General features: G+C 68.2%; 14 protein-coding genes. 6 read left to right on the top strand and 8 right to left on the bottom strand.

Features of this window, described 5'->3' with window-relative positions; all coding sequences use genetic code 11:
* Positions 1-9: 9 nt before the first annotated feature.
* Positions 10-1488, bottom strand: a complete 1479-nt coding sequence (locus ACFV9C_RS16765; protein WP_380194508.1) for a sensor histidine kinase — start codon at positions 1486-1488, stop codon at positions 10-12.
* A 105-nt stretch (positions 1489-1593) separates the two neighbouring features.
* On the opposite strand from ACFV9C_RS16765, the gene ACFV9C_RS16760 reads away from it, so the two are divergent.
* Positions 1594-2496, top strand: coding sequence for a DUF2785 domain-containing protein (locus tag ACFV9C_RS16760; protein WP_380194506.1), 903 nt, complete (start codon positions 1594-1596; stop codon positions 2494-2496).
* Between the two features lie 3 nt (positions 2497-2499).
* Here ACFV9C_RS16760 and ACFV9C_RS16755 read toward each other — a convergent pair whose 3' ends face one another.
* Entirely contained in the window at positions 2500-3501 is a 1002-nt protein-coding gene (locus ACFV9C_RS16755; RefSeq protein WP_380194504.1) for an endonuclease/exonuclease/phosphatase family protein, read from the bottom strand.
* 85 nt (positions 3502-3586) lie between these two features.
* Between ACFV9C_RS16755 and ACFV9C_RS16750 the strand changes: the two genes are divergently transcribed.
* From ACFV9C_RS16750 to ACFV9C_RS16740, 3 genes are all read left to right on the top strand, one after another.
* Entirely contained in the window at positions 3587-3853 is a 267-nt protein-coding gene (locus ACFV9C_RS16750) for a DUF3311 domain-containing protein (protein ID WP_380194502.1), read from the top strand.
* A 62-nt stretch (positions 3854-3915) separates the two neighbouring features.
* Positions 3916-5481 carry a monocarboxylate uptake permease MctP gene (gene mctP / locus ACFV9C_RS16745; RefSeq protein ID WP_380194596.1) on the top strand — a complete coding sequence of 522 codons (1566 nt, stop codon included), beginning with the start codon at positions 3916-3918 and terminating at the stop codon, positions 5479-5481.
* Positions 5482-5588: 107 nt separating this feature from the next.
* A complete protein-coding gene (locus ACFV9C_RS16740) occupies positions 5589-6263 on the top strand; it encodes a DUF5317 domain-containing protein (RefSeq protein ID WP_380194500.1) in 675 nt (224 codons plus the stop codon).
* Here ACFV9C_RS16740 and ACFV9C_RS16735 read toward each other — a convergent pair.
* Entirely contained in the window at positions 6225-7370 is a 1146-nt protein-coding gene (locus ACFV9C_RS16735) for an HD-GYP domain-containing protein (RefSeq protein WP_380194498.1), read from the bottom strand. The two genes, ACFV9C_RS16740 and ACFV9C_RS16735, sit on opposite strands and share 39 nt — an antisense overlap.
* Before the next feature lie 134 nt (positions 7371-7504).
* Positions 7505-8845 carry an HD-GYP domain-containing protein gene (locus ACFV9C_RS16730; RefSeq protein ID WP_380194595.1) on the bottom strand — a complete coding sequence of 447 codons (1341 nt, stop codon included), beginning with the start codon at positions 8843-8845 and terminating at the stop codon, positions 7505-7507.
* A 277-nt stretch (positions 8846-9122) separates the two neighbouring features.
* Here ACFV9C_RS16730 and ACFV9C_RS16725 point away from each other — a divergent pair, with 277 nt between their 5' ends.
* Together ACFV9C_RS16725 and ACFV9C_RS16720 are read left to right on the top strand one after the other, a co-directional pair.
* Entirely contained in the window at positions 9123-9197 is a 75-nt protein-coding gene (locus ACFV9C_RS16725) for a 50S ribosomal protein bL37 (protein ID WP_369759046.1), read from the top strand.
* Positions 9198-9453: 256 nt separating this feature from the next.
* A complete protein-coding gene (locus tag ACFV9C_RS16720) occupies positions 9454-11907 on the top strand; it encodes an ATP-binding protein (RefSeq protein ID WP_380194497.1) in 2454 nt (817 codons plus the stop codon).
* Between the two features lie 13 nt (positions 11908-11920).
* Here ACFV9C_RS16720 and rsrA read toward each other — a convergent pair whose 3' ends face one another.
* From rsrA to ACFV9C_RS16700, 4 genes are all read right to left on the bottom strand, one after another.
* Entirely contained in the window at positions 11921-12202 is a 282-nt protein-coding gene (gene rsrA, locus ACFV9C_RS16715) for a mycothiol system anti-sigma-R factor (RefSeq protein WP_380194496.1), read from the bottom strand.
* Entirely contained in the window at positions 12199-12846 is a 648-nt protein-coding gene (locus tag ACFV9C_RS16710) for a sigma-70 family RNA polymerase sigma factor (RefSeq protein ID WP_380194494.1), read from the bottom strand. The genes rsrA and ACFV9C_RS16710 overlap by 4 nt, the downstream gene beginning before the upstream one ends.
* 104 nt (positions 12847-12950) lie before the next feature.
* The gene (locus ACFV9C_RS16705) at positions 12951-13592 is read right to left on the bottom strand and encodes an alpha/beta family hydrolase (RefSeq protein ID WP_380194493.1); all 642 of its coding nucleotides are present in this window, start codon (positions 13590-13592) and stop codon (positions 12951-12953) included.
* A 25-nt stretch (positions 13593-13617) separates the two neighbouring features.
* The gene (locus tag ACFV9C_RS16700) at positions 13618-14403 is read right to left on the bottom strand and encodes an SOS response-associated peptidase (protein WP_380194491.1); all 786 of its coding nucleotides are present in this window, start codon (positions 14401-14403) and stop codon (positions 13618-13620) included.
* Between the last annotated feature and the right edge of the window lie 7 nt (positions 14404-14410).

Genomic DNA, 14410 nt, shown 5'->3' with positions numbered 1-14410 from the left:
TTTGTGTTTCTAGTCCCCGACCGGGATGTCCAGGGTGACCTGGGTGCCCGCCTTGCCGTCGTGCCGCGGGCCGAACTCCAGGGTCCCGTCGAGCTCACCGATCACCAGGGTGCGGACGATGGACAGGCCGAGATTGCCGGACAGTTCGGTGTCGAAGTTCGTCGGCAAACCCTTGCCGTCGTCGAGTACGTCGATGTGCAGCCGGCCGAGCGCCCGCTCGGCGACCAGCTCGATCGTCCCGCTCGCCGCGCCGGAGTCCCGGGCCCCGAACGCGTGCTCCACCGAGTTCTGCATCAGCTCGGTCAGCACCATCGCCAACGGCGTCGCGACCTCGGAGTCCAGCACGCCGAACGACCCGGTACGCCGGGTCTCCACCGTGGTCGCGACGGTCGACACGTCCGCGACCATCGCCCCGACCCGGTCCGCGACGTCGTCGAAGTCCACGTGCTCGTCGAACGACTCCGACAGCGTCTCGTGCACGATCGCGATCGACCCGACCCGGCGGACCGCCTCGGCCAGCGCGTCCTGTCCTTCCGGCACCGTGATCCTCCGGGCCTGCATCCGGAGTAACGCGGCGACCGTCTGCAAGTTGTTCTTGACGCGATGATGAATCTCCCGGATGGTCGCCTCCTTGGTGACCAGCTCCCGTTCCCGGCTGCGCAGCTCCGTCACGTCCCGGAGCAGGATCAGCGCCCCCACGTGCTGACCGTCCGAGCGCAACGGGATCGCGCGCAGGAACAGCGTCGCGTCGGCGTTCTCGATCTCGATCTCCTTGGCGGCCCGCCCGGTGACCACCGACGCGAGCACGTCGTCGACCTTGCGTCCGGAATGCAGCAACTCCGCGGTGACGTCCTTCAGCCGGGAGCCGACCAGATCGGTCACCAGCCCCATCCGCCGGTACGCCGACAACGCGTTCGGGCTGGCGAACGTCACCATCCCGTGCCGATCGACCCGGATACAGCCGTCACCGACCCGTGGGGTGGTGGACAGCAGCCGTTCGCCGCCGTACGGGAAGATGCCGTCGGTGATCATCCGGGCCAGGTCCGTCGCGCTCTGCAGGTACGCGATCTCCAGCCGGGACGGGGTCCGGACGCCGAGCAGGTTGGTGTTCCGGGCGATCACCGCGATCACCCGGGAGCCCCGGCGGACCGGGATCGTCTCGACCCGGACCGGTACGTCGTCGCGCCACTCCGGGTCGCCCTCGCGGCAGATCCGGCCGCCGTCGTACGCCTGGTCCAGCAGGTGCCGGCGGCCGCGCGGGATGAAGCTGCCGACGATGTCGTCGAGGTACGCCGTCGGCCCGGTGGTCGGGCGCATCTGCGCGCCGGCCCAGAAGCCCAGCCCCTCGGTGTCCGGGAGCCAGAGCACCAGGTCGGCGAACGACAGGTCGGCGAGCATCTGCCAGTCCGAGACGAGCAGTTGCAGGCGGTCCAGGTCGGCCTGGTCGAGCGTGGTGTGGTTGCGCGCCACATCGGTCAAAGACGGCACGCCCCGATGGTATCGATCGGCTTATACCAGGGCGATCGGTGGTCCGCTCGACAAGTTGGCGTGTGTGGGTGTTGATTGAACGGCGACAGATGAAAGGATGCTCGGGTGGAGTCGACGTACTGGCAGGACGTGATGGCCGCGGACTACGCGGTACCGCACGACCGTACGCTGACCGATCTCACCGAGGAGCTCGTCCGCGGCCTGGCCAGCACCAATCCGCAGGTCCGGGACGCCCTCGCCTACCCGACGCTCGCCACCTGGCTCGAGCGTGGGGTGTACGACGATCTGCTGCCCGGCTTCGGGGACGGCCTGTGCGCCGGCCTGAACTACGGGCTCGGTGAGGACGGTACCGACACGGTCTTCCGCCGCTCGTTCACCGCGCTGACGCTGGCGGAGGTGATCCACCGCGACAACGCCGAGTTCCTGGTGCACGACGAGGTGGTGATGCGCTGGGGCGACCGGCTGGCGACCTGGCTGCTGCGCGAGCGCGACCTCCGCGGCTACGTGCAGGACTGCGGGTGGGCGCATGCCGTTGCCCACGGCGCCGACGCGATCGGTGCGCTGGCGCGGTCCCGGCACTGCGACGCGGGCGTGCTGCGGGCGCTGCTCGACGTGCTCGCGGACCGGATCGTCAAGGACACGCCGTACCGCTGGGTGCACGAGGAGCACGACCGGGTCGCGCACGCGGTGATGACGGTCCTGCACCGGAACATGCTGACCAGCGACGAGCTCGAGCGCTGGCTGAAGCCGATCGCCGCGACAGCGGGCCAGCAGCCGTTGATGCACGAGACGCTGCCGGAGTGGCCGTCGCCGAATGTGTTCAACGCCCGCGGCGTCCTGCACGTGCTGCTCAGCCAGCTCGCGATCGGCGTGAAGGGCTTCCCGATCCCGGGCGACGACGAACTGTTCGGCCGCCCGATCGAAGCCCGCGCGGACCTCCTGCTGATGCTGACCGAAGCGGTGCAGGCCTCGCAGCCGTACATCTATCGGCCCGCGACGACCTCCTAGGGCCTAGGGCCGCAGCGTGACCGTCGCGACCACGGCGCGGTGGTCAGTGCCGCGGATCGGGTACGTCGCGAAGTCCCCGGGCTCGAACTGTCGCGTCACCACCACGTGGTCGATCTGCGTCCGCAGTACGGCAGGCTGATCCGCGGGCCAGGTGCCCTGCAGCCCGCCGCCGACCGACGGGCCGACGCTGCGGCAGTAACCGCCGAGCGCGGCCCGGAAGTCCGCGTGGTCGACGGTGGCGTTGTAGTCGCCCGCGATCACCGTCGGCGGGTCCTGCGAGCACCACTCGCGGACCTTCAGCAGGTCGTGCGCCCAGGTCGCCACGGCGTCCGGTAGCGGCGGGTAGCCGTGGTACGCGATCAGCCGGATGTCCCCGAGGTTCCCACCCGTCACGACGATGTTCCCGAACGTCGTACCGGTCTCGGACGCGAACGTCACGTCGCCGAGCGCCGGCGACACCAGCACACTCGTCGCGCTCGGTGCGGCACTGCTCGTCTGGTCCGTGTATCCCTTGTACTGCTGGTCCGGCAGCAACGCGCGGATTCGCTCGCGGACGTCGGCCTGTGCCTCGGGCAACGACACCAGGTCGGGCTTCCGGTCGCGGATCAGCTGCGCCACGTCCGCGACCCGGGCGCCACCGCCGAAGACGTTCGCGACCATGATCGTCAGCACCCGCGCCCCGGCCGGCGCCGGCCGCGCGGACGAGAACTGCCGCGGCGCGGACAGGGCCGCACCGATCAACGCCAGTACGCCGATCAACGCCGACGCGATCCGCCAACCGCGGCGTACCAGCATCACCAGGGCCAGCACCAGAACGACCACCAGGGCCTGCGGGCGGAACGCCGCGACCTGCGTGAACGGGGTCAGCTCGTCGAGCCCGAACAGTTCCGGGAACAGCGGCACGGCAACGACGACGAGGAACAGCACGGACAGCACGAGCCGCCGTACGAACCATGCCCTTCGTGAGCGCAGCGAACGAACAATAGGTACCGCAGTGTTACGCATGCACACACCCGATGGTCTGGTCGCTTGTCCGGACGAACGGTAGCGTGCTCCGTTGCGCCTGTATGTCCCTCCGAGGAGGTTTGCAGTGTCCCGATTGTCCGCGATCAGACCCGCGTACTGGATCTCCGGTGTGCTCCTGGTGGTGGCTGTCGTCGTACCGCTCCTGGTGCCGACGTACGCCAAGAAGGACCCGCACCTGTGGGGTTTCCCGTTCTTCTACTGGTACCAACTGCTCTGGGTCTTCCTGTCCGCGATCCTGGTCAGCATCAGTTACCGCCTGCTCCGCGCCGAGGAGCGCCGGCGCCGGGCCGAGCAGGGCCTGGGCGACCCGGACAAGGACGGTGACCAGTGAACACCAAGGTCGACTGGGTGCAGCTGACCATCGTCGTCGTGATCTTCGCCGGCGTCACCGTGATGGGCTTCATGGCGGCCCGCTGGCGCCGTACCGGCCAGCTCGACAACCTCGACGAGTGGGGTCTGGGCGGCCGCGGGTTCGGTACGTTCATCACCTGGTTCCTGCTCGGCGGTGACCTGTACACGGCGTACACGTTCATCGCCGTACCGGCCGCGATGTACGCCACCGGTGCGATCAGCGGGTTCTTCGCGGTGCCGTACACGATCGTCGCGTATCCGATCGTGTTCATCTTCATGGCCCGGTTGTGGTCGGTGTCCCACCGGCACGGGTACGTGACACCGGCGGACTTCGTGCAGGGGCGCTACGGGAGCAAGCTGCTCTCGCTGGCGGTCGCCGTCACCGGCATCCTCGCGCTGATGCCGTACATCGCCTTGCAGCTGGTCGGTATGCAGGCCGTGTTCGAGACGATGGGCCTCGGCGGCAACAACACGCTGGCCAAGGACCTCCCGCTGCTGATCGCGTTCGCCGTTCTCGCGGCGTACACGTACTCGTCGGGTCTGCGGGCGCCGGCGATGATCGCGTTCGTCAAGGACTTCCTGATCTACGTCGTGATCCTGGTCGCGATCTTCTACTTGCCGCACGTGCTGGGCGGCTGGGACGGGATCTTCAAGGCGGCGCAGGACAAGATGGCGAAACCGAACCCGGTCACCGGCAAGCCGACCGGGTCGTTCATCCCGGGCGACGCGGGCTACGTGTCTTACTGGACGCTCGGCCTCGGTTCCGCGATGGCGCTGTTCATGTACCCGCACTCGGTGACCGCGGTGCTGTCCACCAAGACGCGCAACGTCGTACGGCGCAACGCCGCCATCCTCCCGGCGTACTCGTTGCTCCTCGGGCTGCTGGCTCTGCTCGGCTTCATGGCGATCAAGGCGAACGTGAACGTGAAGGGCCTCGACGGCCTGGCGAACCCGCAGTTGGCGATCCCGCGGCTGTTCGACCAGGAGTTCCCGTCCTGGTTCGCGGGCATCGCGTTCGCGGCGATCGCGGTCGGCGCGCTGGTGCCGGCGGCCATCATGTCGATCGCGGCGGCCAACCTGTTCACCCGCAACATCTACCGCGCGTTCATCAAGCCCGAGGCCACCCCGGCGCAGGAAGCCAAGGTGTCCAAGCTCGCGTCCCTCCTGGTGAAGGTCGGCGCGCTGGCGTTCGTGCTCGGGATGGACAAGACGATCGCGCTGAACCTGCAACTGCTCGGCGGGATCTGGATCCTGCAGACGTTCCCGGCGATCGTGGTCGGGCTCTACACCCGCTGGTTCCACAAGTGGGCGCTGCTGGCCGGCTGGGCGGTGGCGATGGTGTTCGGCACGATCTCGGCGTACAACGTGGTGAACCCAGCGACGAAGAAGCACTTCGGCGGATCGCTGGCGAACATCCCGTTCACCAACACGCCGGCGTACATCGCGCTGACCGCGTTCGTGATCAACGTGATCGTGGTCGTGGTGCTGACGTTCGTACTGCGCGCCCTGAAGGTCGCGGACGGGCAGGACACCACGCACCCGTCGGACTACACCGCGGACCGGGGCGACCCCGGTGTCGCCGAGGTGATCGAACCCGCCAAGTCGTGAGCGATGGTGACGGCAGCTTCGGCTGCCGTCACCATTTGCGGTTAAATCGACACGCTGCGGGGTCAGCTTGCCCGGTTTCGGGCCGCTGATTCGGCAGAATCACCCCCGTGCTGCTGGTCCTCCTCGTCATGATGCTCGCGTGCGGGGCAGCACTCGCGACCGGCGGCCGCTTCGGCAACCTGGCCGGCAACACGGTGACCGGCATCCATTGGCTCGCCGCGGCGGCGATCGGCCAACTCCTCGGCGCCCTCTTCGGCGGTACGGCGTACCCGGTCGGGCTGATCGGATCCGCGGTCTGCATCGCGGTCTTCCTCCGCCTGAACCTGCGGCACCCCGGCGTCGGCCTGCTGGCACTGGGCTTCTTCAGCAACGCGGTCGTCGTTGCCCTGAACGGCGCGATGCCCGTCTCCCTGCGCGCGTTGGAACGCGCCGGGGTCGGCAACGCGGCCATCACCGACGCCCGCCACGAGATCGCGGGTACGTCGACCCGCCTGCCCTGGCTGGGAGACGTCGTACCCGTGGCCCTGCCCGGTCTTGGTCAGGCGATCAGCCCGGGCGACGTACTGATCGCCGCCGGCGCCGGCCTCCTGCTGTACGCCGGCATGGGCGCCAACGGCCGCGTCCCCGCCTCGACCGCCCCGGTCTGGGACGACCTGGAACCCTGCGCCGGTACGCCGGCCCTGCTCCAGCTCTCCCCCAAGGCCGGCCGCGAACTCTCCTCCGCAGAAGCCGGCCGCCAACCGTCAGAAGCGGAAGCCGCGCCCGATCACCCGCCGGAGTGACTCCACGACGACCGGGTCGTACTCCGCCCCGATCCCCAGCCCGATCGATTCCATCGCCTTGTCCGGCGACTGCCCCGACCCTTCCCCCACCAGCTGCTCGTACGCCAGCGCAACGTTGACGATCCCGCTCTCCACCGGAATCGACGAGTCGTTCGCCCGCCCGTGCCGGTACGGATCGTTGGAGTGCCGCACGATCTCGGCCACATGATCCAGCACCCCCGACCGCTCGATCACCGCCGCCCCGATCTCCGCCGCCCGCTGCCGCTCCGCCCGCGTCCGCAACAACGAAGCCCCACCAGGACTGGGATCCGCCAACGCCAACTGCCCCACCCCCGACAGCAGCGCCGCATACTCCAACGCTTCCATCCGCGCCGGCGTCAACCCCAGATCGTTCCCGATCGCCACCGCCAGCGCCGCCGTCCGCGCGTTCTGCCCCGGACTACTGAACCCCGCAATCTCCGTACTCCGAGCCATCGACCGCACCGTAGTCCGATAAGTCCGCTGCGCCGACGAGTACCTCCTGAACGCGAACTGCGTGAACAACAACGGCACAAGGACGAGCGGTGGCCCCCAGAGCCCGGCGATCGACGTCCCGGCGGCAAGCAGCATGCCGCTGATCGCCATCGCCATCCCGATCCGCGCCGTGACCCCCAACTCGTCCCGCACAGCCGCGGGGAACGGCCTGCTGTACTGTTCCGTCGCTTGGCCGGCACCGACGATCGCATCCAGCGCCGCGGCAGTGGAAACCGCGAGCAACATCGCGCCGCCCAACGGCACCGCATGCGATGCCGTACCGTTCCAGTACAGGTGGTTCGGCGCTATCGCGGCGAAGACCACAGCGGCCGCCCCCACCGACAACAGCCGCCGGCACGAGACCACTGCGTCCCACCACAGCCCCGCCAGGATCCGCGGCAGTACGCCGATGGCGGTCGCCGCCGCCGTAACGGCAACTACCTGGGCGACATCCGGGGGTATCGCGACGTGCGGTCCGCGCAGCAGGCAGTAGCCCAAGGCGGCACTCGTGGCGATCGGAGCCCGGTTACGCGAGCGATCGACCCGGAACTGAACCATCTCTCCGACCGCGATCAAGACCCCGAACGTGAGCACGAACGGCCACCCCGTGACCCCGCGCCTCACTGTCAGGATGAGTGCCGTGACACCGAGGACAGCGCCTGCGATCTGGATCACCACGCCGCTGCCCGAGCTACGCGGTTGGGCCCCTTCCGCCTCGCGGGGAATGCTCATGTCGGTCCAGCAGCAGAACCGGTAGCACCGCCACCACTGCCGAGGCTGAGATCGTCATGGTCGATCGGCGCCTCGAGCTGCGCATTCGGCGCCGGCTGCTCGACCGCCGCGGGCTGCCATCCGTCCCGCCGGACGACTTCGACGAAGGCGTCCACGAGGTCGGGATCGAAGTGTGTGTAGCGGTCCTGCAGCAGAATCGCCACCGTTTCCTCGACACTGCGCGCGGGCCGGTACGAACGGGTCGAAGTCAGCGAGTCGAACGCGTCGACAATCCCGATCATCCGGGCGAAGTACGGAATGTTGGTCCCGCTCAGTCCGGCCGGGTAGCCGGTTCCGTCGTACTTCTCGTGGTGATGGAGAACCGCGGACTTCACTTCCTCCAGGAACGGGATGTTGCCGATCAGCTCGACCCCGCGGGCCGGATGCAGCCGGATCGCGTCCATCTCGGAGTCGTCCAGCCGGCCAGGTTTTCGGATGATGCTCGTTGGTACGCCGACCTTCCCGACATCGTGCAGCAAGCCGGCGTGCTCGAGCGCCTGCTGCCGCGGGGCCGGCAACCCCAAGTGCCGCCCCAGCATCCCGACGCCTTCGCTGACCCGCTCGGAATGCCCCCGGGTGTAGAGGTCCTTCGTCTCGATCACCTGAATGAACGCCCGCATCGTCGCTGCCTGAGCGGCGCGCTCAGCAGCATCCTGCGAGAGCGCCCAGCGAGCGACGGCCAGGGGCACCAGGGTGAGGATGCCGGCAACCAGCCCCAGGCCACCAAGCCACATGAATGCCATGATCAAGCCCAGATAGCCGTAGCCCAGCATCGGCAGCGCCGTTGCCAGGACGGCCTCCCGAAGGAACGCGCGCACAACCGTGGCGCCGCGCTCGAGCCACAGGACACCCGACAGCAGCACAGCATTGACGACGTGGTACGCGATTCCGGTCAATGTCACCGCGAGGACGGCTCGCGGTACGTCGCGCAGGGCCGACTCACCGACTGGGCCGTGAACGGCGACGAAGGCAACTGCGCCGCCGGCCGCGGAGAGGATACGTTGCCCGCTGTTGAAGACACGTTTCATCGGCGGAACTCGTTTGGCCTGTGCGAGCGAGCCCACACCCGCCACAACCACGGCGGCCGCAGGCCCGGCGATGATGTAAACCGCCATCAGCACGATCGATCCCAGCGAGGCGCCTTGTGCCGGGCCGTGCGATGAGCGCAACGCGCTCCCGAACAGAACCAAGAAGCAGAGGCCGACCACCGTGAGGTAGTCGGACAGGGTGAAAGCGACCACAACGCAGACGCCCAGCGCGACAGTGGCTACGACCCAGACGAACAGGCGCAACCCCACGCGGCGAGAGGCCGGCGTCAGGTGCCTTCGCGGTCGGTCACCAGTCCCATTCATCGCCGAACATGCTATGTCACCTCCGATCAGCGTGCAGGAGTCATACGCTCCCGAATGTGGGAACGCAGGGGGCAGACAGCACATCGCTGACTCGACTTGAATTCTGCTCAGCATGGCTACGCCGAAACACTGTAAGGCAGACGGTTCGCCGCCGCCGACAGGCAGAGACGGAGCAGGTATGAGAGACTGTGACTCTTTGGAGTTGTTTCAAGGAGGCTTAGGAATGGGAAAGACCGGCCGGAAGCGCCGTGCACGCAAGAAGAAGGGCGCTAACCACGGCAAGCGCCCGAACGCCTGAACGCAAGGCGGCTACAGACAGCGAGGACCTCGGAGAAATCCGGGGTCTTTGCGATTTGGTCACAGGTTTACACCAGACCAGCTAATCAGAGGTCCTGTATTCGGAGAGTCTTCGGCCGCATACTGAATGCGATCTTTCAAACGATCGTTGGGCCTTCGGTAGCTCCCTGTGGACAACCGCCAGCACGCGGTGGCGGATCCCCCCTAGAGTTAGCTCCGGAAGTTTCCGGTACTGACCGATATCGAGGAGGGTGGGAGTGAACGAGCCGGCTACGCCGACCCTGAGCGAGCTGCTCCGTACCTTCCGTACCCGCGCCGGCCTCACCCAGGCCGCCCTCGCCGAAAGCGCCGGCCTGAGCGAGCAGGCGATCAGCGTCCTTGAACGCGGCACCCGCAGCCGCCCACGCGCCGACACCGTCCGCGCCCTCGTCCAGGCACTCGCCCTGACACCCATCGAAGCCGACCAGTTCCGCACCGTTGCCCGCGGCAAGCTCGGCACGCCACGGACGCCGCCCAAGGATCCGGCGACCGACCAGGCGCCGACGCCCTGGCAACTGCCGCCCGCCGCCCCGGACTTCACCGGCCGCACCGCGCAGATCAGCGCAATCCTTTCTGTACTTCGGGATCCGTCGTCCGTCGGGCTCGTCACGATCACCGGGATGGGCGGCATCGGCAAGACGACGTTGGCCGTCCACGCCGCGCACAAACTGGCCGACAGCTACCCCGACGGCCACCTCTATCTGAACCTCCGCGGCTACGGCCCCGGCGAGCCGATGACTCCGACGGACGCCCAGCGTCACCTGCTGCGCTCGCTCGGTTCCGATGTGGCCTCGATCCCCGACAACGTCGACGAGGCAACGGCCTTGCTGCGCAGCCAGCTGGCCGGCCGGCGCGTGCTCATGCTGCTCGACAACGCGGCGGACGTCACACAGGTGCTGCCGTTGCTGCCAGGACATGCGGGATCATCGGCGATCATCACCAGCCGGGGTTCGTTCGCGAATCTCCCGGCCGCCCGGCAGATCCTCCTCGACGCCTTGTCGGAATCGGAGTCGGTCGACCTGCTGGCCGGTGTGATCGGTCAGACCAGAGTCGTCGCCGAGCCCGACGCCACGCAGGTCCTCGCCCGGTACGCCGGCCGGCTGCCGCTGGCGATCCGCCTGGTCGGCGGCCGCCTCGCAACCCGGCCGACCTGGCCGATCCAGCACTTCGTCGACCTCCTGAAGGACGAGGAACGCCGCCTCGACAGCCTCGGCTCCGACGAGACCGGCGTACGCGCCAGCATCGCCAGCTCCGTGCACTTCCTCGAAATCAGCGACCGAGACCTCGACCGCCAGGCCGCCGCCGCCCTGCCCTGGCTGGCGATTCCGGACGGCTCAGACATCACCACCGGAGTTGCGGCCGCACTCCTCAAGGTTCCTCTCGGCCGGGCGGGGGCCATCGTCGAACGCCTGGTCGACCTGAATCTGGTGGAGTCTCTGACCCCCGCGCGCTACCGCTTCCATGACCTCATTCGCGCCTACGGTCGGGAGATCGCCGAGCGCAGTGGGACACCGGCCGAGCGTGACGACGCGCTTGACCGAGTTCTGCGGTACTACGTCGAGGCAGGCTGGGCAGCACAAGCCTTCACGCATCCGACCAGCCCACGGCTGCCGTTGGCGACTGTTGGAGTCAGTGGGCTGCTTCCGAGCTTCAGCCGCCGGGAACTTGCCATGCGCTGGTTGGACGCGGAGCAGCGCAATGTGATGGACCGCTACCGGCAGATCCGTCAGTCTGCCAGCAGGGACAGTGCATTGCTCGCCGAGCTGCCGCTTGCGCTCTTCGGCTATCTCGAGTCCCGAAGACGTTGGCAGGAGATGCGCGAGCTGAGCGCCGGCGCCGTGGAACTCGCCCGCCGGCACGGCCGGTCCGCCGTGGCTGCCTGGCTGCAGCACGACAGCGCCATCCCGGACGCCGAGAACGGTGCTGTCGGCGCGGCGATCGCAACCATCCAGGTCGCTCTGCAGATGTTCGCCGGGATCGACGATCTCTTCGGTCAGGCTCGGTGCTGCTCGTCCCTCGCCTATCTGCTCGGCATGGAGGGGCAGATCGACGACGCGCTGGCGTACGGGAGGATCGCCCTCTCCCTGAGCCGAACGATTCATGACTCGACTCTGGAGGGAGTAGCTCTGATCGCCGTCGGCAGCCTCTACGACCGCACCGGAGACTTCGACCGGGCGGACGAGGCCTTCGCCCAGGGCATCGCCTTGGCCGAGCGCGCCGGTGATACCCGAGCAGCCTTCAAACGGTACGCCAATGCAGCCTTCGCGCACGTGCAGGTCGGGCGGCACGAGGAGGCAGTCCAGATGGGTCTCGCCGGCCTGGCTCTTGTCGAGCAGGCGGGCGACGCGACCTTCCAGGCCGAGGCGCACCATATTCTCGCGATCGCACACGCCGGCCAGGGAGACTTCGGCAACGCCGTCAACCACGTCCAGGCCGGCCTGCGGACCACGCTGATCACTCACGATCTTGAGCGAGAAGGGCGCCTGTACGTCGAGCTGGCGAGAATCGAGGCCGCACGCAACAACGCCGGGTCCGCAATCGAGCACCTGAACAAGGCCGCCACGCTGCTGCAGAACTCGCCCAAGGTTTACCTGACGGACGCACGCGGGCTACTGGAAAAACTCCACCGTGGAGAAAACGCGGACTACGAGATCACGACCTTCGCGATCTGACCCGATTGTCAAATCAGTCGGTGGTGGTGATGGTGGTGGTTTCTATTTGGATTTGGGTGAGGCGGAGGAGGATTCTTTGGCGGAGGGCGTCGGGGGCGTGGTCGGAGCCGCAGGAGCGGTGGACCAGTTTTTTGACGCAGCGTTCCAGGTCGTACTCGTCGAGGCAGGGGGCGCACTCTTCGAGGTGCTGGCGGATCTCGTCGGAACTCGCGTCCTCGAGTTCGTTGTCGATGAACACGTAGACCCGCTGCAGGATCTCTCCGCAGTCGACGTCGTGGGGCTCGCCGCAGCTCACGACTCCTCCTTCTCCGCGGTCGCGTCGGGGGCCGACGGGCCTGCGTCCGTGCTGTCGTCCGGCGGGATCAGGCCGCGATCCCGGGCGTAGTCGCCGAGCAGGTCGCGCAGCTGGCGCCGGCCGCGGTGCAGCCGCGACATGACGGTGCCGACCGGGGTGCCCATGATCTCGGCGATCTCCTTGTAGGCAAAGCCTTCGACGTCGGCCAGGTACACGGCCAGCCGGAAGTCCTCCGGGATGGCCTGCAGGGCGGACTTGACGTCGGAGTCTGGCAGGTGCTCGAGGGCGACCGCCTCGGCAGACTTCAGGCCGCCGGGAGTGTGCGACTCGGCAGCGGTCAGCTGCCAGTCCTCGATCTCCTCGGTCGGCGACTGCGTCGGCTGCCGCTGACGCTTCCGGTATCCGTTGATGAAGGTGTTCGTCAGGATCCGGTAGAGCCACGCCTTCAGGTTGGTGCCCGGCGTGAACTGATGGAACGAGCTGTACGCCTTCGCGAAGGTGTCCTGCACCAGGTCCTCGGCGTCCGACGGATTACGGGTCATCCGCATCGCCGCGGCGTACATCTGGTCCAGGAAAGGCAGCGCCTCGCGCTCGAACCGCGCGGTCCGCTGCTCGGGTGTCTCGGTCGTGGTGGGAGTCGGCATCGTGATCGAGAATACCGGGGTCTTCCCAGAAGTCCTCGCCGGAGCCTCTCTCGTCGCCATCATGTTCGTCACAACACGCCCGGCCACGGGGGCATTCCCGGGTGCTACCCGGACACCTCGCGGCCGACCCACTCGAACACAGCTTCGACCAGCAGGTCGTACGTCTCCTGCTGGTCCAGCTCGGCGCGCTTCGGCACCTTGAAGGAGTGGTCGGCGTCCGGTACGACGGCCATCTCGGTCAGCGGCGGGAACTCCTCCGGCGTACCGAACGGGTCCCGCTCCCCCTGCACGACGAGGGTGGGCAGGCCGGCGCCGCGCAGTTCGTCGACGCGCGACTTCTCCGGCCTCCCGGGGGCATGCAGCGGAAAGGCCAGCGCCAGTACGGCGGAAGCGCCGAGGCCGCTCGCGGTCCGGCACGCGACCCGAGCGCCGGCGCTGCGGCCGCCGATCACCAGCGGCGTCCGGACCCGGAGCTGCCCGATGATCGCGATCCACGCCTCGTCGAGCACCTTCGGCGCCGGCGCGAGCTTGCGGCCGGCGCGCCGCCAGGGCTGCTCGATCAGGAACACGTTGATGTCCTGCTTCGGCAGCCGTGCGGCCAGCGCGGCCAGGTCGCCCGATTCGATCCCGGCCCCGGCACCGTGACCGAGGGCCAGCGTCGCCACCGGGCGGCGGGCGCGGTGCGCCACGATCCGGGCCTCACCGTGCGGCGTCCCCACAATCCGTTCGTCGGTCACCCGCCCCATCCTGTCATCAGGACCGCATGAAAACTCAGAACAGTGTGGTCGGGGTGTCCTGTGGGTCCTCGCCGTCGGGTGGCAGCGGGTCGAGCAGGTGCGGGCCGTTGTTCTTCACCGAGCTGACCGCCTTCGAGACGGCGTACGCCTCGAGGCGGCCGGGCGCCGCCGGGACGAGCAGCTCGAGCAGGTCGTCGGGATCCGACGACAGCGGGTCGAGCCAAGCGTCGTACCGCTCGCGCTCGACCAGCAACGGCATCCGGTCGTGGATCCGGCCCAGGTCGTCGGTGGACGACGTGGTCAGCACCGTGCACGTCCACAGCCACGCCGCGTCCTGCTCCGGGTCGGCGACCGACTTGTCCCGCCAGATCTCGTACAGCCCGGCCATCGCGAGCACGCTGCCGTCCGGCGGATGGATGAAGTACGGCTGCTTGACGGGCTTGCCGTTCACCTTCTCCTCGGCGGTGTACCACTCGTAGTACCCGTCCGCGGGAAGGATGCAGCGCCGGGTGGCGAACGCCTTCTTGAACGCGGGCTTCTCCGCGACGGTCTCCATCCGCGCGTTGATCAGCCGGCTCCCGATCGAGGTGTCCTTGGCCCAGGACGGCACCAGCCCCCACTTGACCGTGGTCAGCTTCCGGACCGTGGTGTCCGGCTGCTCGCGGTCCTTGCGCTCGACCACGGCGATCACCTGGTTGGTCGGGGCGACGTTGTAGTTCTCGCCGAGCTCCTCGACCGACTCGCGCACGTTGCCGGCCTCGATCTCGAACTCGGCGACGAGGTCGGACGGAGACCGGCTGGAGGCATACCTACCGCACATGACGCCC

This window comes from Kribbella sp. NPDC059898 (assembly GCF_042730855.1).
Lineage (GTDB): Bacteria > Actinomycetota > Actinomycetes > Propionibacteriales > Kribbellaceae > Kribbella.
The sequence above is the reverse complement of the archived record's forward strand: the minus strand, read 5'-3'. Positions and strand labels throughout refer to the sequence as shown.

Bases quoted from the DNA above. Each gene is read 5' to 3' on its own strand.
- ACFV9C_RS16705 (WP_380194493.1), bottom strand. From the start codon at position 13,592: ATGGGGCGGGTGACCGACGAACGGATTGTGGGGACGCCGCACGGTGAG.
- ACFV9C_RS16710 (WP_380194494.1), bottom strand. From the start codon at position 12,846: ATGCCGACTCCCACCACGACCGAGACACCCGAGCAGCGGACCGCGCGG.
- ACFV9C_RS16700 (WP_380194491.1), bottom strand. From the start codon at position 14,403: ATGTGCGGTAGGTATGCCTCCAGCCGGTCTCCGTCCGACCTCGTCGCC.
- ACFV9C_RS16755 (WP_380194504.1), bottom strand. From the start codon at position 3,501: ATGCGTAACACTGCGGTACCTATTGTTCGTTCGCTGCGCTCACGAAGG.
- mctP (WP_380194596.1), top strand. From the start codon at position 3,916: ATGGGCTTCATGGCGGCCCGCTGGCGCCGTACCGGCCAGCTCGACAAC.